Here is a 24,965-nt window from a genome sequence, read left to right on the forward strand (position 1 = left end):
TCATTGTACTACATGGGCGAGGAAATTTGAATAAACAAAAATAAATGCCGATACATATTTCAAGTCCCTGTTGCTGTTACCGGGAACAAGGCATTTATCGGCCTAAACTTATATGCTGATTATATGCTGATTATATGCTATTTATATGCTACTTATATGCTACTTATATGCTGCATATATACTGCTTATGTGCTACTTAAGTGGTACTTATATTGTATTTATATAGTGCTTATATAATGCTTATATTGTACTTATCCTGTAAGTAAACAAATTATATGTAATTGTCCATTCTTTTTAACTACCGATTGAGGCTTTATTTCCAATAGCGGATATTGCCTTTTTAAATCATCTGTGAATAGCAAATACTCTTTCAAATCGCCGCGTAATTCTATGGCCACATCCATGGAGTCATAGTTTGAAGACCTGTTTTTAGAATTTTGAGAGGCAGTATTTATAGTTTCCAACCGCACTATGTCAAATGCGTAGGCATTACTGCTGTTCAGCACGATTTGCTGCAAAGACTCTGCTGAAATGCGATTGGGAAATTCTGTAATCAAAGTATATGCCTCGCTCCCCAGCACATGACGTTCACTGAGAACTTGTTGCTCCGTTGCGCGTAACGCTTCCTCCGCCTGCTGTACACGGTTGGAAGCCGTTGATTGCCCATAAAGTGCAGCAAACCACAAGACAACGTACAACCCCAACGCCGCACCTGCATACTTAGGATTTATTTTCAGTTCTTTTAAAATCTCCACGTACTTCAAATGTAGCCATTTGATTAGCTGTATCAGTTCCTTGCTTGTCAGTTATGGTCACTCCTTTTATGGTACTTTTTAACCGCTGTACATACTTATGACCTGACTCAGGTGTGCTGCTGCGTCCTTTTATAATAAATTCTTCATCGGAAAATTGAACGCTCTCCAACAAAACCCGATCTGACGGTTCAACTGCCCCCGCCTCCACCAAAATGTGATATAACACAATATCTGTGTGAAGAGACCGATTGGTCCGTTGCAACAGCAACTGCTTCGTCTCATCATATGCAGTCACCAACTCATGCGTATACCTTGTTTCCTGTTTAATCTGATTCGTGCGATTCTGCATTTCTTCAGCCGCCTCATACGTTCTGTAAGATTGAAAAAGTATAATCGGCGGCCAAAGAATGCCTACTAGCAGCACTAAAATAAGCCATAGTTTATGTCTCTGATAAATGCGGCGTAATTTCATCCCCGGCGTCATAAAGTTCAAAATTTCTTCGCCTCATTTCATACATCACTTGCTTTTTAACGTATAGCCGACATTTTATACGAAACTTACACTTTATACTCAACTTAAATCTTATGCGCATCTTTCATCTCATATTAACTGTCAATTAATATGACGGTCTGTATAAACCTCGAATCGCCAGCCCCATGGCCATATCCCACGTTAACGGATCCGTTGCAGCCATTTCATCCACTGTCTTTTGAGATAACTCTTGATGCTTTCGTCCGTCAAACATATTACTCCGTTGTTTAAAGTCCACTGTGTATGGGATTGGTGTCAACGGATCATAAATGTTCATAATCTCATTAATTCGCTCCAACTGAACAGACTCCAACTGTACGGAATTATCTATATTAGTTGGTTCCGTCGCATTATCAAATGTCGCCACTTCTTCAGCATTAAGATTCGAATGTCCTTCATTGTGATTCGAGTCTCCTTCATTATGCGTCGAACCTCCTTTATGGTCATATATATACGCCGCTTCTTTTGCCATAATATTGCCCGAATCATCAGACGTATAAAACATATCCACTGTATCGGTTTTAAACATTGCAATCCCACAAATCCCCGGAACTCCATATTCGAACAACTCTGTTTCAATATGTTCCAATGCGGCCTGGAAAGCCCCTGCTTCAATAGGAACTACTTTTTTACACACGCACATATGACGATACCAGGCGGTGAGTTCAATATTATGTTCCCCCACTAAAGCCAGTACGCATCCCTTATGTTCCACATAGCGCCGCATCAACGCGCCGGGGAAGAAATCAATCACTTCCAAATTTCCATGTCCTTCCAAAAATCCGGTAGCCATTTCAGTGACAATTTGTTTCGGCAATGCCACTACATACACAAGCTGCTGCTCAGCATCGCCGTCACGCTTCATGTCTTCCGGCATATCTTCAATGACAAAATCATAAAAATAGTAGTCTTCCGGCCACTCCACACAATCCGTTATCTGCCATTTCAATAAATCGGCCGTTTCAAAACGACTCAGCTCCGGTGTGACCATCAGTTGATCGCGCCGATCCGAAACAGCCGTAACCGCAAGATTAGCACCTTCCAATGAAAAATGAGTAATAAAACGCTTACAATCCTCACGAAGTGTTCCTTGGCGTGCCAATTTAAACGCATCAACCAACATAAACTCGCCATCGCGATACTCCATCGTGGCGCCCAGCATAAATTTATGACCTACCGTAATTCCTGTATATTCATGTTTCATAAAGTAACTCCTATCATGTAATTCCAGTCTTATTACTCAATATATCCATCTGAATTCTTATCATTCAATAATATGTATCTGAATGGTACTTCATATGAATCTAAACACTACTTAGTTAAATATTTAAAGCGATTAACGTTCACTTCGTACACTTGTTAATAAATTAATTTACCCGTCTCACACTTGTTATTAAAACCTGCCGCTCCGAATCATCCCCTTCATCCGTAAACATGGCAATATATTGCGCGCGCAACCCGGTCTGAACATGAGCTACGCTAACCTGCAGACGTCCTTCATCACCGGAGCGCTTCGGCCTATGGAGCCGATAGGACACCTCCCGTTTCCCGTCAGTCTCATAAACAGTCTTTACCTCCTCTATCATAGCATCCGGATTTTGCTTATATTCCTGTAACAGCACTGTAAGCATGCCTTCCGCATCATAATTTACTTCCCACAACTTCACCTCATCCTGCATCGTATGAATCACCACATTCATTTCAGCCGCAATTTGCGCCCAGAACAGAACAAATACGGTTCCTAATAAAAGGACAATATATGTAAAGAAACCGCCTTGCGAGACATTCCGATTCCATTTCCGGTTCCAATTTGATTGTTTTAGGCAAAGAATTTTTCGTCTTAGCTCTCTTCGCCCAAGTAATTGTAATTTCTTAAAATACTCATTCGAAAACCTGGTCGCCCTCATCGGCCTCGTGATTCTGTGGATACGTGAAATAAGTAAATAATGGATATATAGTAAGTTCCGTACGTTCCACATATGAATCACCGCCTTTAGTCGCCCTGCCTTTAACGTACATTTGCCACTTCATGTGAATCGGTCCGTCCTTTTCAGTCTGGTGAAATATGGGACCGTACCCGTCAGACTTCACAATCAGACTGCCCCAGTCCGGGCTTACAGTCGTGGCCGTTAAGGCCTGCTTTTGCCCATTGTCGAGAACCCGGCGAATCTCACCATACTCCACGCCATAGCGACGAGCATCGTCCCACATTATATAGTTCCCGTTGTAAAATACTGAAATCGGCTTATTCGTATTCAATAACGCATACGTTAGTACCTGCCGTCCCGTCATATTTTCGAAAAGAATCTCATTGCGTATATGAAATCGCTGTGCCCAATGTAAACTTTCGCCCAGAAACATCATAAACGCACTGAGACCTATCATGATCAAGGTGATTCCCAGCAGAAGCTCGATTAACAGCCCGCCTCTACAACTGAGGTTATCGTATTCAGCCTTACTTAAATCCTTCCCACACATTGGTAGCCAGCGAAATAATAAGTTCCTCTTTGTAGTACACACGGACCTGCAACTCTTTAACCGGAATGGCATGTACACTCTTTTCTTGCACAACTTGCTCAACTTTGTATAAATCATCAGTATTTTCCACGCCAAGTCCCACATCGCCCTCTTTCTGCAACCTATATTTGCCGTTTTCCATGGCCGACACGGCTATTTGCAATCCTTTTTGCCGAATGCAGGCCTGATTGTATTGGAACATGAGAGTACTTAAAAGTGCCATAACGGCTCCGGTCATAAGAGCAATAATCGTGATTCCGCACAAAGCCTCCACATAAAGAAAACCACCCTCATTTTTACGTCTTTTAAGGTAAAGTGTTTTATGATTAAATGCCATTTTCACTCTAACACCTGTTAATACGCCACATCTTCCCAGCGGATACGGGCTGTTTGCTGAGAAAAAATATATTTTCGCCCCTTCTTAAGTTCTTTATCATACAGTTCTAAAGAAGACACATTATTTTGCCCTTCAAAAGCCCCCAAGTCCAAATTATTGCTGCGTCGAACATTAATTTTCAATGTCATCGTAGGTGGTAATTTAACCAAATCTTTGCCCCACAACTCTTCATACATATTCGTCACATATTCTTCGTTATACACAATCACCGTATTAAAGATTGAGTCATCGTCACCGGTGCTCCCGGCCAAATCAGCAAGCTGCGTCCGTTTCAAATGATAATAAAATAACCGGCTTGTATGATCGAATTGACGCTGTTCATTTGTTACTGAATGAATGGATACAACGGCTAAAGTTAAAAACAGACTGAATATAGTTACGTAAACCAACAGCTCTGCTAAAATAAATCCATTCTGTTTATGTCCTTTAGGTCTATAATCTTTAGCTCTATGACCTTTAGCTCTATAACCTTTAGGTCTATGGCCTTCAAGTTTACCAGAAATGACTGAAATACCACGCATTTATCTGTTCACCCCACAGATAAACTACAAACATTGCACTGCATAAAAAAGGGGCAAAAGGTAGTCGTCGCTTACATAGACTCTCCCAGGAAAACCCGCCATGCACACTGCTATGCTGACAGTTGCACAGTCGAAGTACAGTCACCGTACTTACGATGAATACGGTACCGCCTACAAAGGAGAGATAAATCACGAGCCATAATGAAGTGACGGGCAACCACAAAGAACCGGCAGCCAGCCATTTTATATCGCCCATACCTATGCTGTGTCGACTCACTTTACAAATCAGACTTCCCAATACAAGAATGCCGAGACCGATACAGCTCGCCTGTACGATTGACTCTTTTATTAACCATAATCTAACGACTCCAAATATGAACAATAAAAGCGCACCTTCATCCGGTAGAATCAGGTACTGCAAATCGATGGTAGCGCCCATAAAAAGGATAAAACCGAAAAAAATGGTTAATACGGCCAATTCTGTACGAGTAAACAATACGGCACAGCTCAAACCGAATAATACACCTGTTACAGCGCCAAAGAGATAGAGGCAGTTCGAACGCCGTTCTCGTCCTATTTGCCAAATTGTACATAAGTAAGCACTTAACAGACCTAATAATAATCCTGTACTTGAAGTCAAAACAGTATGAAAGTTCCACATACAACTACCTTATAAACCCTTACAGCTATTTAAAACTTATACCCTTACATCCTATTAATTCGCTTCATCAGAAGCCTTTACAACAATATGGCGTCCCTTACCACCGTCATTATCTTCCGCAGTGATTGTATATTCACCGCCCTTAGGTGTTTTTACATGTTCCGACAAATAGCCTTCCCGATAGAGCTCATCCATGGATGGCACTGTATCAGTGGAATTATCCACCATGTAAAGTTGCGCCGCATTACTGATAGTCTGCGTATCGGCCTGGATTTTAGCATCCCGCGCCTTATCCCCTGCCGATAAAAATTGCGGCATCGCTATAGAAGCCAATATGGCTATAACGGCCACCACAACCATTAACTCTACCAAGGTAAAACCGCCTTGCCGACGGCGCTTCTTGCAATTCAGCTCGCGCTCGCCGATTTTACACCATTCATTCACGGACTTGCGCCATTGTCCGACAAGTTGACGAATCTGTAACGTATCCCCGATTTTACACAACCCCATTTAAGTTCCTTTCTTAATTCTAAAAAACTTTCATTACTCACCAACTACTCCTGCCTTTGAGAAGTATTGTTCTCTTCAGAATATATAGTCTCAAATAGCACTATATATTCTGAATCGCCGAAACAGCATTAAACATAGGAAGCATTACAGCAATCACCAATACAGCCACGCCAATCCCCATCAGCGATATCATCAAAGGTTCCATTAACTGTTCCACCTTTTTCATATATCGATTCATCAGCTGTTCGTAGTACACACTGCAATGTTTCAGCATATCCACCATGCTGCCCGATTCTTCTCCAATCAACACCAATTCCCATAAAAACTCATTGCCTAAATTTTCCGCCTGTAAAGCCTCGCTAAAGCCTGCTCCTTCACGAACTTTTTGTGTCACTCGCCGCTGCAATGCAGAGGCATAACTGTTGCCCCACAACGGTTCCGATAAGGGCAGTAAGCTGGTCATGCTCACACCGGCATCTAAAAGTATGGCCCAGATTTCCGTCATACGAGCCAAGAAAAAGCAGTCAAACCATTCATGACCGGCGCCCATTTTCCATATCTTTTCGCTTACTTGTTTTGCCAGCGGCTCATATGTACAAAGTACAATAATTAGAGCCACGAAAGTTGTAGGTATCATCAGACTTAATACGGGATGTGCCGTCACATAATCACCCATATCAAAAATAGCTTTTGTGATCCACGGCAAAGGTACATCCATCGTAGTAAATACTTTTTTAAAGGCCGGAATGATAAAGCCTATAGCTATCATCATGAAGATAAGCATTAGGACCATTAAGAACAGAGGATATGTTAAGGCACTCAACATTTGTTGCCGCCACGCAAGCTGCTTTTCGTAATAGTCTTTTACCTGTTTAAAACTCTGTCCTAATGTGCCGGCCGCCTCACCGGCGCGCACCAAAGTCTGTCCGATACGTGGAAACTGTGTAGTTTCAAGCACATCGGAAATTTGATGTCCTTGCTGTATCAACTCATTAATCAATGCATACGGAATCTTTTTACTTTTTCGAGCGCTTAAAAATTGCATAATTCGCCGAATTGAAATTCCCGCATCTAATAAGAGCTGCATGCGATAGGAAAACTGCACAACATCCTTATAGGCCCATTTCTTCGCACCTTTTGTTCCACCTTTACCTATCTCAATCTGAATGATTTTCCATCCTCGATAAGCAAGCTTCAACTTTACATCTTCCAGCGACTCCGCCCACAATGAGTTTTCCTGCACCACCCCCTTTTCATCGTACGCACGATATACAAACGATTTCATAAACTTCTTTTACACCACCTTCCTGAAAATCTATCAATAAGCATTACTGCTTAAGCCTCTATAAGAGATTTAAACTCTTTACGTGGTCCCCAACGCCGCTCCGCCAGGGCGACAGCCATTTCCAAGGTGCGCATAGGCCTTTGCGTTTCCTGAATAGAAACAATTTGTGGCTCTTTGCGCTGACGAATTAAATTAGACACGGCCGCATTATTTAATAAAATGTCTCTGACCGTTACAAACTGTTTCTCCAATCGAACAAGTCGCTGGCAAATGACCGCCCTAAGCACTTGCGACAGTTGAGAGCGCACTTCATCCTGCTGCTCCGCCGGAAACATGGAAATGATGCGGTTAATAGCCATAACAGCTCGTTGTGTATGAAGTGTGGCAAATACAAGATGCCCCGTTTCCGCCGCGTGCAAGGCCGCCTCCAAGGTGGCACGGTCTCGCATTTCACCAATCATAATTACATCCGGATCCTCACGAAGAGCCTCTCGTACGCCTTCAGCCATGCTCGTAACATCTTGTCCCAATTGTCTCTGATGAATAAGGCTTTTATCATTGGCAAAAACAAACTCCACCGGATCTTCCAAGGTTACAATATGCTTCCGCGCCTGCTGATTAATATATTGAATGCATCCTGCCAATGTATACGATTTGCCCGAGCACGTGGGTCCGCTGATAATAACCAATCCGTCACTGAGACATGCCAACTGTCTAAGCACATTACCATCTTCATCATCGCCCAACAATAATTCACGACTATAGAGCAAACGCAAGGTGCCACATTGCTTGCCACCGGCGCTGAACAAGTGCACACGCACCCGTATGTGCTTATATGAAAATGCTCCATCAACTAAATCCGGCCCTCCTCCACACTGTTCATAAATCGCTGAAAATAAGTTCCTATTGACCACATAGTCTTGAAGCATTTCCAGACCGTTAGGGCCTCGAACTCTTGGCTGTTCACCCATTTCTACGTGCAAGTCCGTAGCTTCATACACTATGGCCTTATCCAATAACTCAAATAACATAGACACTCCTTTAACAAACGCCTATCTTAAACAACTATTTTTTTAGCATACGCCTGCCTTAAGCAACCCGTCCTTAGCATATGTCTACTTTAATCACCCCTTCCTTAGCATATGCCTGCCTTAAGCAACTCTTCCTTCGTAGTCAGTCCCGATTCAAGTAGAGACTGCCCCGACTCATGCAATGTAGGCTTCACGTAATCATCCAAGCGATTCCAGTCAATGTCTTTTTCCGATACATCCAACAACTCATAAATAGCTCGCCGACCAGTTCCATTTTTGGTCTTAATTCGCACCAACCGTTGTGCCAAAGCACCTACTAAAGTGGCACGGACCAAGTAATCAGGGATACCCATATCCAACAAGCGCTCCCGAACGCCGACCGCATCATTCGTATGAATCGTAGCCAGCACGCGATGTCCCGTAAGAGCCGCCTGCACAGCCAGCTCCGCCGTTTCCACATCGCGAATCTCGCCAATCATGATGGTGTCCGGATCTTGGCGAAGCACGGCTCGTAACGCCTTTGAAAAAGTAAATCCTATTTTGGGATTTATCTGTACCTGGATGGCCCCGGGGATCTCAGCTTCTACAGGATTTTCCAAGGAAATTACATTCTCCTCAACACCATTAATAAGACGCAGCATGGCGTATAAAGTAGATGTTTTGCCTGACCCTGTAGGTCCGCTGATTAAATACAAACCGTGCGGTCGTTTCAACATGTGACACACTCGTTCATACAAATTCCTGTCCATGCCAAGCTCTTCTAAGGTTTTATAACAATTCTCATTACCTACAAGGCGACAAACCACTGTTTCACCATGAATTGACGGCAATGACGATACGCGTAACATGTACGAATCTGCTTGGTACCGTGAGTCTGCTTGATTCCGTGAGTCTGCTTGATTCCTTGAGTCCGCTTGATTGATTAGCTGCGATTCTTCTAATCGAATTTTACTTTGTCCGCCCTTCTGATACTCTAAACTTTCTGTTTCATGCCATAAAAAAGTGTGATTTTTTCCTTTTTGAGATATAGTCGATATGGTTCTTAAAGGATCCGGTAACTTCTTGCCCGACCGCGTCCAACTCCAACGCCCGTCCTGTGGCAACCGCTTTTCGCCTATATCCATGCCACTTACTATTTTTATGCGATTAATGAGTTGATCCGCTCCACCTTTTATGATTCGCTCTTTTATAACAAGCTGCCCATGAATGCGCAGCCTAACCAATACGCCATTCTCCACGGCATCAAAATGTATGTCACTGGCCTTTGCCAGAATCGCCTCATTTACAATGCGATCCAACTCCGCTTCCACTTGAAAAATTGTCATACTTGCTCCTTCTAATTTCACAAAATGTCCACCACACCCACTACCGCAAAATTTCGTTTCTTTTTCAAAAACTCCTTCAAATTGACACCAATAGAGTGAGTCTATAGAATTTTTCTAAAAAGTCAGGGGAAAATGATCCAAAACTACGTTCATATCTATCAACATAAACAGGTTAAATAACCTGCAATTGCTTATCAGCCCTAAACTCATACATAAAATGCATTTTTATCAACTACTTCTTGCGTATTTTCAATACATAGATGTATACTTATAACTATAAAAAGCATAATCGTCCATTGCTATTACACATAGAAGGCAGACAATTATGCGAGGGAATTATTTTATACTATTTGTAAGGAGGATTATTATGAAGTTAAGAAGATTGACCGCTCTATTGGCATTGGCCGGCGTTCTTGCCACCGGTACCGCATTAGCTGCTGACAAAACACCTACACCATTTGCCCCTGACACTCAGGTTTACCCTCGTGCAGAACTCATTACATTAGACAAGCAAAATGTGGCTAAAGGCGTAGGCACTTTATACGGTAAATTCTCATTTACACGCGACCAGGCTACTGCTGATCAAGCTATTAAAGAAATCGGTTGGATGACTTTGGAAAAAGGTGCATCTATCGGTCTTCATACACATGGTGTTAACGAAGATACATACATTATCGTATCCGGCGAAGGCGTTTTCACTGACGGCAGCGGCACTGAAACAATCGTAAGAGCCGGCGATATTACAATCGCTCGTCCGGGCCAAGGCCATGCCCTTCGCAACGAACAAGACGAACCATTAGTATTCCTCGACATTATTGCGCAAAACGATACATACCAACAAACACATCCTGTAGTAAAATAAACCTACTTCAGACCAACACATTTAAAATAAAAAACTCCTTTCGGAGACTTTCAAATCGAATATCCCTGAAAGGAGTTTTATTTTTGTTGTGTTAAATTCTATGCGAAGACTTCTTATTTATCTGCTTCAATAGACTTCTATTTATGTGCTTCAATCATGCCCATAACTTCTTTGAATTCCGGATCATTATCGAAGTCAAAGTCAACTTTTTCGCCAACCTGCCAACGAATCCAAACTGCATCGTCAGGCATAATTTCAACACTTAATGGTTTAAATAAAATTGGTTGGTCTTTAGTAATACCTTCTTTTGCCATGAAAAGAGTCTGTGTAGACGTGCTGCCGTCAGCTGCCGGTGCAATAACCTGGCTCACTTCATCTACAAGACCGGCCTGCAAGAAACTCCAGTTAATTACAGCGCCGCCACCAAGCATCATCTTTTCAACCTTCAAAACAGTTTTAATCTTTTCACAAGCCAAAGCCAAATCTACATGGTCATTACCGCAAACTAAATAGCTGATACCTTTTTGACGAAGGAAATCTTTGTAACTGTTTGGAGTCTGTTCCGTTACAATAGAAACAATATGAGCTTTATAATCGCCATCTTCTGTCGTATTTTCCTGCCAAGCCAATTTCCCCTTACTGTCGATAGCAATCATAAATTGACCCATGCTCACACCTTCAGCAAGGAAATCACCAGCCGGTACAGGAGCGGCATTTTCATTAACCTCAGGAGTTGCGTACATCGTGTAATTATCATCAATCGTCGTACGACCTAACAACAGCGCCTGATACGAATACTTCTGATGCTGAACCATATCAAACGAATCCCCTACATCCGCTGCTGACGGACGCCAAAGATATTTCCCCATAATCTTACCATCTAAACTAGTTTCCATGTGACAAAAAATAAACGGTCTCTGTGACATTTCTGCTCCACCTTTCATACCTTTCAGTAATATATAGAAAAATTTATTGAAAACATTTTAATTCAATCATTGGATAGCCTCTTTAAAAAGAACCATCCCTATATATGTAGTGTAACAGTTGAAGTCGACTCCAAGTCAAGCCCTTTTTGTCCACTCTTATCAACTACCTTCAAATGCACATAAAAAAGTGTAAAAATATTTCCCCAATAAAAAATATACCCCCGAAGCACCAAATAAATCACACTATAGCCAAATACTCTGAATAAGACTCTTCCAATAAAAAATATCCTCCCGGAGTAATACCTTCTGAGCTTGACGAAGGGTTTACGAGGGAGGATATTTTTTATAAATTTACTTTTGAGAGTATAGTTTTTTCACGCTCATCCGCCATCGCTTCCATGTCCGCCATTTTCTTCTGCAGGTCTTCCACAAAGGCCTGATCTTTGATGCTTCCCAAATTGATTTTCACATTTAGGAATGCAGACTTTACAGCAGCACGAGCATTATGAACAGCCACAGCACCATCGGTCACGAGGTTTGTGTTGCCACGCTCAATAACGGCTTCTGCCAAAGCAAAAAGATGCATAGCTGTTTCGCCGATTTTAAATGGCACTAACGCGGCTTTTTGAGAGGCTGCCTGAATATGTGCTATGCGAATGGCTTTCTCTTCGTCCGTATTCTTCGGCAATTTGTACGCCGCCATGATTTCATTGAAAGCTGCACAGTCTTCGTCAATCATATCTAAAAATTGACGCTTCATTGCTGCAGTTTTTGTCTGAATGACCTGCATTTCCGGCCCCACATCTTTATACTTTTCCTTTCCGATCGTCAGGTTTGCCACCATTTCGATAAGCGCCGCCCCGGAAGATGCGGTTAATGCCGCCACGCTACCGCCACCCGGTGTGGGTGCGGAAGAACCTGTTTCTTCTATAAATGCCTGTAATGTTAAGTCTTTAATAGCCATACAATCTCCTTATATAAACGTATAAGCATCAATTAACGGCTAAAGTTAATCAATGCTTATACCATGAAATAACAATACTATATGCTGAAAATTAAGAGCAGTTACAATCTGCTGTAAGTTTTAAACCAATGAATCAGTCATAAAACAAAGGCTAAGCTGAAATGCCTATAATGTCCTCAACTATACAATTAGAACAAGCCTGTAATTTTTCCGTCCGCATCAATATCCATTTTAAGGGCAGCCGGTGCTTTAGGAAGGCCAGGCATAACCATGATATTGCTTGTGCGGCAAACAATGAAGCCTGCACCATTGGCAATACGCACGTCCTGTACGTTGATAGTGAAATCGGAAGGTGCGCCCAATAATTCAGGATTATCGCTCAAGGAGTACTGTGTCTTAGCGATACAAATTGGTAATTTATCTAAGCCCCAGTCTTCCAACTGTGCAATTTGTTTTTTCGCATTAGCTGTAAATTCTACGCCATTACCGCCGTAAATTTTCTGAACAATATGAGTAATTTTTTCAGGAATTGTTTCGTTTACGTCGTACATCATGGTTGGAGCCGGATTGGATTTTTCAACAATAGCCGCTACTTGTTTAGCCATGTCGATACCGCCTTCGCCGCCTTTTTCCCAACATTCGTTAAGGCTTACATCTACGCCGTAAGCTTCGCATTTTTCCAATAATTTCTTAATTTCCGCATCTGTGTCGGAAGAGAATTTATTAATTGCTACGAGTACAGGAATACCGAAACCGCGCATGTTTTCGATCTGTTTTGCCAAGTTAACAAAGCCCGCATCTACAGCCGCCACGTTTTCAGTGTTCAAGTCCTGTTTCTTCACGCCACCATGCATTTTCAACGCACGAATGGTAGCAACAACAACTACTGCGTTAGGGAAAATGTCGCCATAGTGACATTTAATATCTAAGAATTTTTCAGCGCCCAAGTCAGCACCGAAACCGGCTTCCGTAACAACGATATCGCCAAGTTTTAGAGCCAATTTAGTAGCCAAGATGGAGTTACAACCGTGCGCAATATTAGCGAAAGGACCGCCATGAACAAGAGCCGGTGTATGTTCCAATGTTTGTACCAAGTTAGGTTTAATTGCATCTTTCATAAGAAGAGCCATAGCTCCTTCGCAGCCTAACTGATGTACGTAAACAGGTTCGCCCTTCATGTTGGAACCGATTACGATGCGGCCGAAACGTGCTTTTAAGTCTTCAAGACTTGTTGCCAAGCATAAAGCAGCCATAATTTCAGAGGCAACAGTGATCATAAAGCCGTCTTCACGAGGGAAGCCGCACACTTTGCCGCCCAAACCTACAACTACGTTGCGAAGGGCACGATCGTTCATGTCCATAACGCGGCGCCAGGAGATTTGGCGAATATCAATGTTCAATTCATTGCCCTGATGTACATGGTTATCAATCATAGCGGATAACAGATTGTTAGCCGAAGTGATGGCATGCATATCGCCTGTAAAATGAAGGTTGATGTCATCCATTGGTACAACTTGTGCGTAACCGCCGCCGGCAGCGCCGCCTTTAATACCGAATACAGGACCTAAAGAAGGTTCACGCAAAGCTACAATCGTATTTTTACCAATTTTATTGAGGGCCTGTGCCAAACCGATAGAAGTGGTAGATTTACCTTCCCCTGCCGGTGTAGGTGTGATAGCTGTAACCAACACTAATTTGCCGTTCGGTTTATTTTCCAAACGTTTCAACGTAGACAGCGATACTTTAGCCTTATAATGTCCGTATTGTTCCAGTTCTTCCGGTAAAATCCCGCATTTATCAGCTATTTCTGTAATTGGGGCCATCTGATTCGCTTGTGCAATTTCAATATCACTGTACATGAGTATACCTCCTATAGGCTCTGTTTACTATAAATCTATAATATTAAATTTACAACAATCAGTAGAGATTTTCAACCTTTATTTTAAATCTCCGCTTATTAATTTAGTTTCATAAATAAGCATTGCTTATTTACATGTAATACGGCGTAAACTACTAAAAAACCATATCTCTATCTATTTTACTATATTTATCTATATTCCTCTACTGTACATTCATCCATTTCAATGCGACGTAACATATAATTTGCGCATAAAAATATGCCCCATAATCATAAATCATGATTATGAGGCAATACCACTAAAATTTATTTAGGCATTTTCAACAGCATAACCTGCACCATTTGGCCTGCTTTATACGAATGCTGCCCCTGTTCAAGCTTCGCCAAGCCGTTCACATGAGCCAAGCCCAATAAAGCACTCGATGTGAGCAGGCTGTTCGGTCTGAACACAAGGCCTTCAGGCCCTGCACAAATCTGCCCCTGTACATAGCGAGCAAAGGGATTATGCTTATTAATATCTGTTTCCAAAGGCAAGGTCATCGTCATGGCTTCAATCGTCTTCAACCCCTGACAATGCTTAAGTATAGGCAATGCCAATAAATAAAATCCGTTAAATGCGGCCGCCGGGTTGCCTGACAATCCGAAACAAAGCGTGTAGAAATCGTCAGTTGTAGCTTCCGCTATAGTTTCTGTTTTAAATTCTGTTGGAGATACTGTATTATCACGGTCTGCAGTTTTTACAATAACTCCCCCGTAGGACGCCGCACCGGGCCGCATATGAATGCGCGTGTACAAATCCTTCGCACCAAGGGAACGATAAATCTCCGGCATGCAATCATATTCACCCACAGACACGCCGCCGGTGCTGATAATTACATCCGCATCAACGGCCATCCGTTTCACCACTTCAATTTCGTGGCTCAGCATTTCAGGATCATCACTGACGTGATATGTTTCCATCACCGCAAAGCCCTGTTCACGGAGCAAGTTTGAAAGCATAAAGAAATTGGAGTTATAAATCTGACCTGCCTGCAAAGGCTGACCGGGAAATATCACTTCGCGCCCCGATGTGAGTAGCACGATGTTTAACCGTTTATACACAGGCACGCGGTCATAGCCCAGTCCGGCCGCCACGGCGATAGCAGATCCATCCATCAAAATTCCCGCCTCGAGAATCGTATCGCCCTGTCGGCATTCCTCACCACGTGGCACAATATTTTCGCCACGATGAATTTCGCCCTGCACAGTAATGTACTGACCGTCGAACTGACAGCGCTCCTGCATAATCATAGTATCGCAATCTTCAGGGATGGGCGCGCCCGTCATGATGCGCACTGCTTCACCGGAGCCTACATGACCGGCGAACACTTCGCCTGCGCCGATACAGCCGATGACACGAAAACGCCGACTTAATTCATCCTCAGCGCCATATGAAATTACAAAGCCATCGTACGGAGACTTTCTAAAGGCCGGTATATCGCTCCGGGCCTTTAAATCTTCCGCCAACACGCGACCTGCCGCCTCTTGAAGCGCCACATATTCCACTGACTGCTTATTTCGTTCCTTTAATGCGTCGAGCCATAACGCACGACTCGCCGCCACTGTAACCGAAGCCATAAGAACTCCCTAAATTCATAACACCCAAACCTAAAACTCAAAAAAAACCTAAAATTACACCTAAAGCTAAGCCCAAAATAAAGACAAGACTAAACCTAAAGCTTAAAAATAAGCTAAAAACTTCCTACCCTGTCTATTTCTTTGGAATAACCCACTCAAGCAACCATTTCGCCAATTCTTCCATTTGTTGAGGGCCGAAGCGTCCCACAGTGCCACCGAAGTTATCAGTAGCCACAACAGCAGGAGCGCCGGAATCTTCAACGGTCGTTTCCACCGATTCTTCCAATACCTTTTCAGCCGATACAACGGCAATGACAGATCTTGCATCCACCACATTTTCTAGGGTACTTCCAGTCTTTTCAACTTCGCCGGTTTCTTCAGCATGTTCACGCACGCTTTCCACCTTAACGATTGGCATAACGCCTTGGCTTCGTGTTTCCAATACCACCAGATCCACATTGTGATCCAATAATTGCTCCGCCAATTGAGCCGGATTTATCTTTCGTTCCTGTTTGGAAATCATGGCATAGCTGTCGGGACCGCTAATTACAACGGACTTGGCCCCCGCCTGAGAGGCACGCCAGGTGTCGCTTCCCTCTTTGTCCATCATGAAACCATGACGATCACTTTTTACATAGCCCACTTCATAACCTAGGGCAGAAAACTCTTTAATCAGTTCCGTTGCTACCGTCGTTTTACCGCAGCCGGAATGTTCGGCGGACACGGAAATAATCGGTACCTGACGGAATAAGTTTTCATTGAACGAACGAGCCAATTTATAATCGAGCACCGTGTTTACATTGCGGTACTGCAACGCCTCTTCATCAACGTTGAAATACTCTGTATTTACCGTTTCAAACAGAGCCTGCACGCGATATTCGCCCCGTTGTAATAAGGTCTTAATCGCATCCACACAACGACGGCTGTACAATGCCCCCATCGGTTCCACGTGGCCGTGCAACATCGGTACTACGCAATCAACGGCTCGTTGCCCCGGAGACGTGAGCATGTCGCAAGTAGTGGCAAAGTCGAAATGATCAAAGAACGGCATATCCACAGATACAGCCAAATAGACTTCGCTGTTCCCTTTGCGCAAGCCAGCCAATAACCCGCTCAGAGGCCCCTTACTTTCTCCTTCATCGGGTATAACCCACATAGTAATACATTCATCGTCGGAAATAACCCAGCGCAGTGAAATACTCATATCTGGTTGAATAGCCCGCAATTCGTCTTCACAAAGCGCCGCATGACCTGAATAATCGCTCATAGGATGAGACGCATAAATCGTCCCCGGCAACTGTTCCAAATTAATTGGCTCATTGGACGAGATAATAATATCTGCCGGCTTAGCGGCCCGTGCTCTCCGCAACAATTCCGTCAGCAGCGTGCCTTCCCCCCAAGGCAGATTCGATTTATTTTGCCCCATGCGGGAGCTCTTCCCGCCATTTAAAATTAAAATTCCCCGTTTATATGCATGATGACCGTCTGTGCGTTCCAGCATAAGTCGTTTCATTCAATCACCTTCTAAAAATCGTCCTACGGAACAAAGTTTCTGTTACCCTCTTTCTACAGAGTAATCCTTCAAAGAGTACGCCTTCAAAGAGTAACCGGACGGCTAACAGTTTTGTTCCACGCATTAAGGTCGCCGCGTCACCGACGAAATGCCCCTCATTATGCGCTCATAGAACAGTAATATTACAATTAAGTTAATAATAAGCTCCGGCACCATGTAGCTCGCGTTGTAAATCATGGAATAGATCCACGGACTTTGCCCCTTCGGCGCATATTCTGCAAACACAATTACCACGGAAACGCCAAGAGCGTATTTCCACTATTCACTTTGACTCCTTAAGCAATATATTTACCCAATTTACTATTACAAATAGCAAATTAATTATAACACATCTATCGTTTCTATTTGGGCTCATGGCCTTGCTGAATTAGCAATATTTTTTGCCAAATTTGCAGTCTGCCACCACATCTTTTTGAAAAAATCAGAACGTTATTCGGAACATCGGTTGTTTTATTCGGACTTTTTATGTATAATATTTAATGGATTATTATGTAATTGATATTTATACAGGAGGATTTACATGATAAACACAACTAACATTTTTGACTATGAAGATATTCAACTCATCCCTAATAAGTGTATCGTAAACAGCCGCAGCGAATGTGATACAACAGTAAAATTAGGTTCCCATACATTCCGTCTGCCGGTTGTTCCTGCAAACATGCAGACAATCATCGACGAAGAATTGGCTGAAAAATTAGCTCGCGAAAACTATTTCTACATTATGCACCGCTTCACTCCAAACACTCGTTTGGACTTCATCAAAGACATGAAAGCGAAAGGACTTTACGCTTCCATCAGTATCGGTGTTAAAGAAGAAGAGTTCGACTTCGTTCACCAGATTAAAGAAGCCGGCTTGGCTCCTGAATTCATTACTATCGACATTGCACACGGTCATTCCAACTCTGTCATTAAAATGATTCAGCACATTAAAAAAGAATTACCTTCCAGCTTCGTAATTGCCGGTAACGTTGGTACTCCTGAAGCTGTTCGTGAACTTGAAAATGCCGGTGCCGATGCAACTAAGATCGGTATTGGACCTGGTAAAGTTTGTATTACTAAATTAAAAACCGGTTTTGGTACAGGCGGTTGGCAGTTATCTGCTGTTCGTTGGTGCAGTAAAGCCGCTACTAAGCCTATCATCGCTGACGGCGGTATTCGCGACCACGGCGACATTGCAAAATCCATCCGTTTCGGCGCAACTATGGTTATGATCGGTTCCCTCTTTGCAGGTCACGTAGAATCTCCGGGCAAAACTGTTGAAATCGAAGGTAAACCTTACAAAGAATACTTCGGCAGTGCATCGGAATCCCAAAAAGGCGAACGTAAAAACGTGGAAGGCAAGAAAATGTACATTCCTTCCAAAGGCAGCCTGTTCGATACATTAACTGAAATGGAACAAGACTTACAGTCCTCCATCTCCTATGCAGGCGGCAACAGCCTTAACGCAATCCGCAAAGTTGACTATGTAATCGTTAAAAACTCCATTTTCAACGGCGACCGTTAATCTGTAAGAAAAACTTAAAACTTAATATATAATAAAAACTACCTCTAACAGCACTTGAGCTATTAGAGGTAGTTTTTTATTTCTTCATTGTATTATATAGTGTTACTTTTCCAATATAGACTTACTTTCGCACTTCTCTTTTAAGCAGTTCTCACAGTCCTACAATCAGATATCCATACCTTCGCGTTCTTTTAAGAGTTTCAAGAACAAATCTACTGTGCTTGGATCTTGATGGCTGAAGAATAAGCTTTCTTTGCGATCCAAGGACTGGATGCGATTCATATCGTCTTTAGAAAGTTCAAAGTCGAATACGTTGAAGTTTTCCGCCATGCGGTCTGCTCTTACGCTCTTGGACAAGCATACAATACCGCGCTGTACTTGCCAACGAATCATAACTTGTGCCGCACTCTTACCGTATTGTTTGCCGATTTCAGTCAAAACAGGATTAGTGAAGATATTGTCACGGCCTTCAGCAAAGCTGCCCCAGGATTCAATCTGCACATTATGTTTTACCATATTTTCCTGTGCGTCCACCTGCTGGTTGAACGGATGTGTTTCCACCTGGTTAACTTGAGGGGTAATGCGGTTAAATGCCACCAAATCGCTCAAGCGGTCAGGATAGAAGTTACTTACGCCGATGTCACGAACTTTGCCTTCATCGTACGCATCTTCCAACGCACGATAAGCACCGTAATAGTCACTGAATGGCTGATGTAATAAAACTAAATCTAAATAATCCAGCTGCATACGTTTCAAAGAACGATCAATGGATGCTTTCGCATTTTCATAACCATAGTTGCTGAGCCAAACCTTCGTAGTAATGAAGAGTTCTTCTCTTGGAATACCGGATTCCTTAATGGCTTCGCCCACTTCTTTTTCATTGCCATAGGATTGCGCTGTATCAATGTGACGGTAACCTACCTTCAAAGCGTCAAGCACGGCCTGTTTTGTATTTTCATTAGGAATTTGGAAAACACCGAATCCGAGAATCGGCATTTTAACACCATTATTTAAAACGACTTCTTTTGAATTGTTATTATATGTAGACATATAATCACTCCTTTTACTCAAATCTTTACGTTCATTCTGTAACGTTGATTATGTAAGCACTTATGCTATTGAAGCTCCTAATCTGAAGCCTCATCACTTACAAGTATGAGTATATAGAAGTTTATCGTTTTAGTACAATATCACATTTCCATAGCAGTATACACTTTCGTTATACTGGTCATAAATCAGGTCATAAACACATGATTGGCATACTCACTCAAATCCCATTCCATACTTTTTGCCGATCCTGGTCAATTCAATAACTCTCGCCGGTCCTATTCAACTCACCGGTTTTATTCATTACATCTCGCCGGCCTATTTAATGAGTATCCCGCATTAGTCACGGCTTTTTTTCAGCAAGTTATCCAACATGCGTGTATCGCGATGGCTCATGAATACGCTCATGTCGCGGTCAATGGTTTTAATTGCCGCCATATCTTCTTCAGTGAGGGCAAAGTCGAATACGTCGAAGTTCTGCAACATACGTTTTTCACTGGCACTCTTCGCAAGGCATACAATACCGCGTTCCAATTGCCAACGAATCATAACCTGCGCCGTTGTTTTACCATATTTTTTACCGATTTCTTCCAATACAGGATTGGTAAAGATATTATCATATCCGCGAGCGAAAGCAGCCCAAGATTCCATCTGTACGCCATGGGCTTTCATATTTTTCTGCGCTTCTTCCTGCTGGAAGTACGGATGCGTTTCCACCTGGTTTACCTGTGGCACAATGTCGTTGAATTCAATAAGGTCGTTCAAGCGGTCCGGATAGAAGTTACTTACACCGATAGAGCGAACCTTGCCTTCTTTATACGCTTCTTCCAAAGCACGGTACGCACCATAATAATCATTATATGGCTGATGTAACAGCATGAGGTCGATGTAGTCCAAGTTCATGCGCTTCAACGCATCATCCACAGCGGCTTTCGCTTTTTCATAGCCGTAGTGATTGAACCAAATCTTCGTTGTTACGAAAATTTCATCGCGCGGAACGGATGTGGCATTGACTGCTTCCCCTACTTCTTTTTCATTGCCATACATTTGCGCCGTATCGATGTGGCGATAGCCTACTTCTAACGCATCAAGTACAGCCTGTTTAGTATCTTCATTCGGAATCAAATACACACCAAACGCAAGAATCGGCATTTTTACGCCATTATTAAGTACTACTTCTTTTTCATTTTGATAGCTACCCATAAGCCCACTTCCTTCTTTTTCTTAGATAACCTCAACATAATAAACCGGTCTCAATCATTCCGTCATATATACCTTCAACTCGCTCGGTACTGCCTAATTATAATTAAATTAAAACTATAATTAATAGCACATTATAATATGGTGATTTAAAGGCACATTATAATATGGTGAATTAAAAGCACATTATAATATCGCCAATTAAAGGCACATTATAACATGGTACGTATAGTAAAAATGTGGCCAAGCCGATAAATCGGCCAGGCCACAATGATATGTCTTATTGACCGGTAAACTTCGGACGACGACGTTCCGCATAGGCGCGAACACCTTCCTTGAAGTCTTCGGAAAAGCCCAATGTGGTCTGCAATTCCACTTCAAGTTTAGCATATTCATCCCAATTACTGAAGAAGGCCGCCCACATTTGTTCCTTCATCGCCTTGTAGGACAATTCAGGGCCCTTCACTAAACGGCTGCAGATGCGGTCCGTTGTTTTCACTAATAGTTCCGGTTCACACACTTTATATACAAATCCGTATTCTTTCGCCTTGTCCGCTGTAACCGCTTCACCGGTCATAGCGAGCTGCATGGCCCGATTCATGCCCACCGCACGTGTGAGGAGGAACATACCGCCCGCATCAGGAGCGAGGCCTACGTTTACGAACGCCTGAATAAAACGGCTGTTGGTAGAGGCGATACACATATCGGCTGCCAATACCATGTTGAATGCGGCACCTGCTACGGCACCGTCCGTGCTCATTACTACAGGTTTGCTCATTTTTTTCATGGCAAAGGAAATCTGCATGACTAATTCCGCAATGGCTACTAATGCCTGCTGATCGTCATTTTCCACGGCGCGCTTCATTTCCGCCAAGTCGCCGCCTACAGAGAATACTTTACCAACCGCATTGAACAGAAGTACCTTTACATCCGGATTTGCCTCACTGCGTTCGATGGCATCCAAGATTTCCTTACACATCGGTACATTAAATCCGTTCTGTACCTCCGGACGATTAAAGGTAATTGTGGCTACATGATTTTCTACGTTGTATAAAATGCCTGTATATTCCATTAGTTCATAGCTCCATTTCTAATCTGTTGCTTCCACAGATTTCACTGTTAGTTTTAATCCTGTTAATAGTTAAAAGTAATATAATGTGTCGAATCACTTATAAGGTATTATATATCGATTCGTCTGTGTTATGAATTGAGCGCCTCCCATACTCCATTTTGGTTTATTTATTATTATTAGTATAGCGAATTTTTTCGATATTGAAAAGGGGCAACAGCTTTCATGGTTATTTTACAATTCAACTATTCGTATAGCGCATTTTTACTTTTTCTAATCTTTTGTAAAATTGTAAAAATCCCTATAAATGCTTGATTCCCCCTATTTCATACCAAAAAAGCCTATATTTTCATTACAGTTTCATTACAAATACTTTACAGTCTTTTTTCTGTATCTTTTACTTTATCAATGCTAGCATAAATGTAATGAAGATTCTATTGTATCTATTGTTTAGGAGGAATAAAAATGAATCAGAAACAGCGTCTTCGTTTAACCATTATGTTAAGTTTAGCAAGTACCTTGGCTTTCACTTCACCAATGATCAGCCAGGCAGCTAATGAAACAGACGCATTGGCAGCGCCGGCTAAAGTGGTAGCCGCTCAGTCCTTAACTGCAAATCAATTACCTATGATGAGCCAGGACATCAAAATTTTACCTATTAACCAGGCAAAATTATGGCGCGGTCAACATTTTGATTTGGAAGTAGAATTACCATCCAACATTAAAGAAGTATCTGTAACCATCAATGGTGAAGATGCTGCAAAAGCTTTAAACGACAAAGCAACTGTAACTGACAAAGGCACTCATCTTTCCTATCGTATCGATGACGCCGCTTTCACAGCTGTAGGTCCTAAAGCTGTAAAAGTATTGGCTTCCGACGGCACTAACACTTACACTCGTACAGTTAACTACGAAGTAGTAAATGAAGTAGCTCAGAAAAAAGCTAAAAACGTTATCCTTTTCGTAGGTGACGGCATGAGCTTACAAGCTAAGGAAATGGCTCGTATCCTTTCCAAAGGCTTATCCGACGGTAAATTCAACGATGTCCTCAACATGGAAAAAATGCCTAACATGGCATTGATCACAACTTCCGGTTACGACTCCATTGTAACTGACTCCGCAAACAGTGCTTCCGCTTACAACACCGGTAACAAATCCGTTGTTAACGCTATGGGCGTTTACGAAAACAGCACTCCGGACCCATTGGACGATCCAAAAGTAGAAACTATCGCTGAAATGGTATCCCGTTCCAAAGGCATGTCCTACGGTATGGTTACTACAGCAGCCGTTACTGACGCTACTCCAGCCGCTGTAACAGCTCACACTCGTCGTCGCGCTGAACAAAACTACATCGCTAACGACTTCATCAACCGTACAAATCCTCCGGCTGTAGTAATGGGCGGCGGTGCTCAATTCTTCTTACCTTTAGACACTCCTGGTTCCAAACGTAAAGACAACATCAACGTTATTCAGGAATTCAAAGACAAAGGTTACCAATTTGCCGGTACAAAAACTGAATTGGAAGCTCTTAGCAGCGACAAACCAATCCTTGGTTTATTCCAATTAAACACAATGAACGTTTACATGGACCGCGCATTCTTACCTACTAACGAAAAAGTATTAAAAGGTTTCACTGACCAACCTGGTCTTGTTGAAATGACTAAGAAAGCCATCGAAGTATTGGAAAAGAACCCTAACGGCTTCTTCTTAATGTCCGAAGGCGCTTCCATCGACAAACAATTACATGCTATGGATTGGCAGCGTGCTACTTATGATGCTATCGAACTCGACCAAGCTGTTAAGTACGCTCAGGAATACTCCAAAGCTCATGGCGACAACACATTGATCATCGTAGTAGCTGACCATGCTCACGGCGTAAGTATCACCGGTACTTACAGCGAAGCTGAAGGCAAAGTAGGTCGTGAAGCTGTACGCGTTTACGGCGACGCTAAATGGCCAACATTCGTTGACGCTAACAACGACGGCTTCCCTGATAACCCTGATGCAGACGTAACATTAGCAGTTCAATACGCTAACGCTCCTGATCACTACGAAAACTATCGTTTCCAAACTACTCCACATGATCCAGCTACTGCCGGCAAAGACGGTCATGTAATCGCCAACCCTAACCGTGCACCTCAAGGCGCACGTCTTGTAGAAGGTAACTTACCTACTACTACCGGCGAAACTAGCGAAGTTCACTCCGCTGACGACGTAGTTCTTATGGCTCAAGGCCCTGGCTCCGAATACTTCCATGGCGTAATGGACAACACTGAAGTATTCTTCGGTATTATGCGTGCCTTAGGCGTAGATGCCACTAAAAACCCTAACAACAAATAAGGATTGTGTTATCTATGAAGTATATTAAAACAGCATTACGATTTTTGTTACTACTGTTTGTATTGCAAGGGGCAGCCGGCACTGCCCCTTCAGTGCATGCTCAATGGTTAAGTTTTGATGAGATGTATGCGGGCGCCTCTTCTCAGGGGCTCATCATGTCCGATACACTCCAATCTATGAACGGTCAAACCGTAACGATGGAAGGCTTCATGGCGCCTCCGTTAAAACCGAGCATCAATTTCTTCGTGCTCACTGAAGTGCCAATGTCTATTTGCCCATTCTGCTCCTCTGATGCGGATTGGCCAAGCAACATCGTTGTCGTGTACTTAGATGATCCGTTCATCGCCTTGCCTTATGACCAGGACATTACCGTTACCGGTCGTTTGGAAATTGGCAGTTATGTTGATTCAGAAACAGGTTTTGTCAGCCTCGTGAGAATTCGCAACGCAACCGTTGACTGATGAGGTG

25 protein-coding genes are annotated in these 24,965 nt (G+C 42.8%); 4 read left to right on the forward strand and 21 right to left on the reverse strand.

Annotated elements, in window-relative coordinates; all coding sequences use genetic code 11:
- Positions 1-251: 251 nt before the first annotated feature.
- The 12 genes from KHZ77_RS06910 to KHZ77_RS06965 form a co-directional block, all read right to left on the reverse strand.
- Positions 252-755 (reverse strand): hypothetical protein, encoded by a 504-nt coding sequence (locus KHZ77_RS06910; protein WP_295197148.1) that lies wholly within the window; start codon positions 753-755, stop codon positions 252-254.
- The gene (locus tag KHZ77_RS06915; protein WP_295197151.1) at positions 721-1,239 is read right to left on the reverse strand and encodes a hypothetical protein; all 519 of its coding nucleotides are present in this window, start codon (positions 1,237-1,239) and stop codon (positions 721-723) included. Before KHZ77_RS06915 ends, KHZ77_RS06910 begins: the two co-directional genes overlap by 35 nt.
- A gap of 133 nt (positions 1,240-1,372) precedes the next feature.
- Positions 1,373-2,491: a hypothetical protein gene (locus KHZ77_RS06920; RefSeq protein ID WP_295197153.1), complete on the reverse strand. Its 1,119-nt coding sequence runs from the start codon at positions 2,489-2,491 to the stop codon at positions 1,373-1,375.
- 163 nt (positions 2,492-2,654) lie between these two features.
- On the reverse strand, positions 2,655-2,987 hold the full coding sequence (locus KHZ77_RS06925; RefSeq protein ID WP_295197154.1) for a hypothetical protein: 333 nt from the start codon (positions 2,985-2,987) through the stop codon (positions 2,655-2,657).
- Between the two features lie 181 nt (positions 2,988-3,168).
- Positions 3,169-3,765 (reverse strand): hypothetical protein, encoded by a 597-nt coding sequence (locus KHZ77_RS06930; protein WP_295197157.1) that lies wholly within the window; start codon positions 3,763-3,765, stop codon positions 3,169-3,171.
- On the reverse strand, positions 3,743-4,069 hold the full coding sequence (locus KHZ77_RS06935; protein WP_295197160.1) for a hypothetical protein: 327 nt from the start codon (positions 4,067-4,069) through the stop codon (positions 3,743-3,745). Before KHZ77_RS06935 ends, KHZ77_RS06930 begins: the two co-directional genes overlap by 23 nt.
- Positions 4,070-4,158: 89 nt before the next feature.
- Positions 4,159-4,722, reverse strand: coding sequence for a type II secretion system protein (locus KHZ77_RS06940; protein ID WP_295197162.1), 564 nt, complete (start codon positions 4,720-4,722; stop codon positions 4,159-4,161).
- Positions 4,694-5,383, reverse strand: a complete 690-nt coding sequence (locus tag KHZ77_RS06945) for an A24 family peptidase (protein WP_295197164.1) — start codon at positions 5,381-5,383, stop codon at positions 4,694-4,696. The genes KHZ77_RS06940 and KHZ77_RS06945 overlap by 29 nt, the downstream gene beginning before the upstream one ends.
- Before the next feature lie 54 nt (positions 5,384-5,437).
- Positions 5,438-5,893, reverse strand: coding sequence for a type II secretion system protein (locus tag KHZ77_RS06950; protein ID WP_295197165.1), 456 nt, complete (start codon positions 5,891-5,893; stop codon positions 5,438-5,440).
- 100 nt (positions 5,894-5,993) lie between these two features.
- Positions 5,994-7,178: a type II secretion system F family protein gene (locus tag KHZ77_RS06955; protein WP_295197167.1), complete on the reverse strand. Its 1,185-nt coding sequence runs from the start codon at positions 7,176-7,178 to the stop codon at positions 5,994-5,996.
- Positions 7,179-7,228: 50 nt separating this feature from the next.
- Complete coding sequence (locus tag KHZ77_RS06960) at positions 7,229-8,209, reverse strand: ATPase, T2SS/T4P/T4SS family (protein WP_295197169.1); 981 nt, start codon at positions 8,207-8,209, stop codon at positions 7,229-7,231.
- 104 nt (positions 8,210-8,313) lie between these two features.
- The gene (locus KHZ77_RS06965; RefSeq protein ID WP_295197171.1) at positions 8,314-9,534 is read right to left on the reverse strand and encodes a GspE/PulE family protein; all 1,221 of its coding nucleotides are present in this window, start codon (positions 9,532-9,534) and stop codon (positions 8,314-8,316) included.
- A 367-nt stretch (positions 9,535-9,901) separates the two neighbouring features.
- Here KHZ77_RS06965 and KHZ77_RS06970 point away from each other — a divergent pair, with 367 nt between their 5' ends.
- A complete protein-coding gene (locus tag KHZ77_RS06970; protein ID WP_295197172.1) occupies positions 9,902-10,396 on the forward strand; it encodes a cupin domain-containing protein in 495 nt (164 codons plus the stop codon).
- A gap of 137 nt (positions 10,397-10,533) precedes the next feature.
- Here the strand turns inward: KHZ77_RS06970 and KHZ77_RS06975 are convergent, their stop codons facing one another.
- From KHZ77_RS06975 to KHZ77_RS07000, 6 genes are all read right to left on the reverse strand, one after another.
- Positions 10,534-11,340, reverse strand: coding sequence for a RibD family protein (locus KHZ77_RS06975; protein ID WP_366664931.1), 807 nt, complete (start codon positions 11,338-11,340; stop codon positions 10,534-10,536).
- 325 nt (positions 11,341-11,665) lie between these two features.
- Positions 11,666-12,286 (reverse strand): cyclodeaminase/cyclohydrolase family protein, encoded by a 621-nt coding sequence (locus tag KHZ77_RS06980; RefSeq protein WP_295197178.1) that lies wholly within the window; start codon positions 12,284-12,286, stop codon positions 11,666-11,668.
- A gap of 188 nt (positions 12,287-12,474) precedes the next feature.
- Complete coding sequence (locus KHZ77_RS06985; RefSeq protein ID WP_295197181.1) at positions 12,475-14,145, reverse strand: formate--tetrahydrofolate ligase; 1,671 nt, start codon at positions 14,143-14,145, stop codon at positions 12,475-12,477.
- 305 nt (positions 14,146-14,450) lie between these two features.
- Entirely contained in the window at positions 14,451-15,761 is a 1,311-nt protein-coding gene (locus KHZ77_RS06990) for a molybdopterin molybdotransferase MoeA (RefSeq protein ID WP_295197183.1), read from the reverse strand.
- 133 nt (positions 15,762-15,894) lie between these two features.
- A complete protein-coding gene (locus KHZ77_RS06995; RefSeq protein ID WP_295197184.1) occupies positions 15,895-17,274 on the reverse strand; it encodes a molybdopterin-guanine dinucleotide biosynthesis protein MobB in 1,380 nt (459 codons plus the stop codon).
- Positions 17,275-17,397: 123 nt separating this feature from the next.
- Positions 17,398-17,568, reverse strand: coding sequence for an energy-coupled thiamine transporter ThiT (locus KHZ77_RS07000; RefSeq protein WP_366664932.1), 171 nt, complete (start codon positions 17,566-17,568; stop codon positions 17,398-17,400).
- Between the two features lie 286 nt (positions 17,569-17,854).
- On the opposite strand from KHZ77_RS07000, the gene guaC reads away from it, so the two are divergent.
- A complete protein-coding gene (gene guaC, locus KHZ77_RS07005; RefSeq protein ID WP_295197189.1) occupies positions 17,855-18,841 on the forward strand; it encodes a GMP reductase in 987 nt (328 codons plus the stop codon).
- Between the two features lie 165 nt (positions 18,842-19,006).
- Here guaC and KHZ77_RS07010 read toward each other — a convergent pair whose 3' ends face one another.
- From KHZ77_RS07010 to KHZ77_RS07020, 3 genes are all read right to left on the reverse strand, one after another.
- The gene (locus tag KHZ77_RS07010; RefSeq protein ID WP_295197192.1) at positions 19,007-19,891 is read right to left on the reverse strand and encodes an aldo/keto reductase; all 885 of its coding nucleotides are present in this window, start codon (positions 19,889-19,891) and stop codon (positions 19,007-19,009) included.
- A gap of 336 nt (positions 19,892-20,227) precedes the next feature.
- Positions 20,228-21,091, reverse strand: coding sequence for an aldo/keto reductase (locus tag KHZ77_RS07015; protein ID WP_295197195.1), 864 nt, complete (start codon positions 21,089-21,091; stop codon positions 20,228-20,230).
- Positions 21,092-21,368: 277 nt separating this feature from the next.
- Positions 21,369-22,160 (reverse strand): enoyl-CoA hydratase, encoded by a 792-nt coding sequence (locus KHZ77_RS07020; RefSeq protein ID WP_295197196.1) that lies wholly within the window; start codon positions 22,158-22,160, stop codon positions 21,369-21,371.
- Positions 22,161-22,622: 462 nt separating this feature from the next.
- On the opposite strand from KHZ77_RS07020, the gene KHZ77_RS07025 reads away from it, so the two are divergent.
- Together KHZ77_RS07025 and KHZ77_RS07030 are read left to right on the forward strand one after the other, a co-directional pair.
- The gene (locus KHZ77_RS07025; RefSeq protein ID WP_295197198.1) at positions 22,623-24,497 is read left to right on the forward strand and encodes an alkaline phosphatase; all 1,875 of its coding nucleotides are present in this window, start codon (positions 22,623-22,625) and stop codon (positions 24,495-24,497) included.
- Between the two features lie 14 nt (positions 24,498-24,511).
- A complete protein-coding gene (locus KHZ77_RS07030) occupies positions 24,512-24,958 on the forward strand; it encodes a hypothetical protein (RefSeq protein ID WP_295197200.1) in 447 nt (148 codons plus the stop codon).
- The last annotated feature ends 7 nt before the right edge of the window (positions 24,959-24,965 follow it).

Origin of the sequence: Veillonella sp., from assembly GCF_018364065.1 — a bacterium.
In the GTDB taxonomy this organism is placed as follows: Bacteria; Bacillota; Negativicutes; order Veillonellales; family Veillonellaceae; genus Veillonella_A.

Excerpts from the sequence above, each read along its gene's own strand:
- KHZ77_RS06995 (WP_295197184.1), bottom strand. The coding sequence starts at position 17,274 with ATGAAACGACTTATGCTGGAACGCACAGACGGTCATCATGCATATAAA.
- KHZ77_RS06925 (WP_295197154.1), bottom strand. The coding sequence starts at position 2,987 with ATGAATGTGGTGATTCATACGATGCAGGATGAGGTGAAGTTGTGGGAA.
- KHZ77_RS07025 (WP_295197198.1), top strand. The coding sequence starts at position 22,623 with ATGAATCAGAAACAGCGTCTTCGTTTAACCATTATGTTAAGTTTAGCA.
- KHZ77_RS06990 (WP_295197183.1), bottom strand. The coding sequence starts at position 15,761 with ATGGCTTCGGTTACAGTGGCGGCGAGTCGTGCGTTATGGCTCGACGCA.
- KHZ77_RS06920 (WP_295197153.1), bottom strand. The coding sequence starts at position 2,491 with ATGAAACATGAATATACAGGAATTACGGTAGGTCATAAATTTATGCTG.
- KHZ77_RS07030 (WP_295197200.1), top strand. The coding sequence starts at position 24,512 with ATGAAGTATATTAAAACAGCATTACGATTTTTGTTACTACTGTTTGTA.
- KHZ77_RS06955 (WP_295197167.1), bottom strand. The coding sequence starts at position 7,178 with ATGAAATCGTTTGTATATCGTGCGTACGATGAAAAGGGGGTGGTGCAG.
- KHZ77_RS07020 (WP_295197196.1), bottom strand. The coding sequence starts at position 22,160 with ATGGAATATACAGGCATTTTATACAACGTAGAAAATCATGTAGCCACA.
- guaC (WP_295197189.1), top strand. The coding sequence starts at position 17,855 with ATGATAAACACAACTAACATTTTTGACTATGAAGATATTCAACTCATC.
- KHZ77_RS07015 (WP_295197195.1), bottom strand. The coding sequence starts at position 21,091 with ATGGGTAGCTATCAAAATGAAAAAGAAGTAGTACTTAATAATGGCGTA.
- KHZ77_RS06945 (WP_295197164.1), bottom strand. The coding sequence starts at position 5,383 with ATGTGGAACTTTCATACTGTTTTGACTTCAAGTACAGGATTATTATTA.
- KHZ77_RS06985 (WP_295197181.1), bottom strand. The coding sequence starts at position 14,145 with ATGTACAGTGATATTGAAATTGCACAAGCGAATCAGATGGCCCCAATT.
- KHZ77_RS06975 (WP_366664931.1), bottom strand. The coding sequence starts at position 11,340 with ATGAAAGGTGGAGCAGAAATGTCACAGAGACCGTTTATTTTTTGTCAC.
- KHZ77_RS06980 (WP_295197178.1), bottom strand. The coding sequence starts at position 12,286 with ATGGCTATTAAAGACTTAACATTACAGGCATTTATAGAAGAAACAGGT.
- KHZ77_RS06970 (WP_295197172.1), top strand. The coding sequence starts at position 9,902 with ATGAAGTTAAGAAGATTGACCGCTCTATTGGCATTGGCCGGCGTTCTT.
- KHZ77_RS06950 (WP_295197165.1), bottom strand. The coding sequence starts at position 5,893 with ATGGGGTTGTGTAAAATCGGGGATACGTTACAGATTCGTCAACTTGTC.
- KHZ77_RS06960 (WP_295197169.1), bottom strand. The coding sequence starts at position 8,209 with ATGTTATTTGAGTTATTGGATAAGGCCATAGTGTATGAAGCTACGGAC.
- KHZ77_RS07010 (WP_295197192.1), bottom strand. The coding sequence starts at position 19,891 with ATGTCTACATATAATAACAATTCAAAAGAAGTCGTTTTAAATAATGGT.
- KHZ77_RS06965 (WP_295197171.1), bottom strand. The coding sequence starts at position 9,534 with ATGACAATTTTTCAAGTGGAAGCGGAGTTGGATCGCATTGTAAATGAG.
- KHZ77_RS06930 (WP_295197157.1), bottom strand. The coding sequence starts at position 3,765 with ATGTGTGGGAAGGATTTAAGTAAGGCTGAATACGATAACCTCAGTTGT.
- KHZ77_RS06940 (WP_295197162.1), bottom strand. The coding sequence starts at position 4,722 with ATGCGTGGTATTTCAGTCATTTCTGGTAAACTTGAAGGCCATAGACCT.
- KHZ77_RS06915 (WP_295197151.1), bottom strand. The coding sequence starts at position 1,239 with ATGACGCCGGGGATGAAATTACGCCGCATTTATCAGAGACATAAACTA.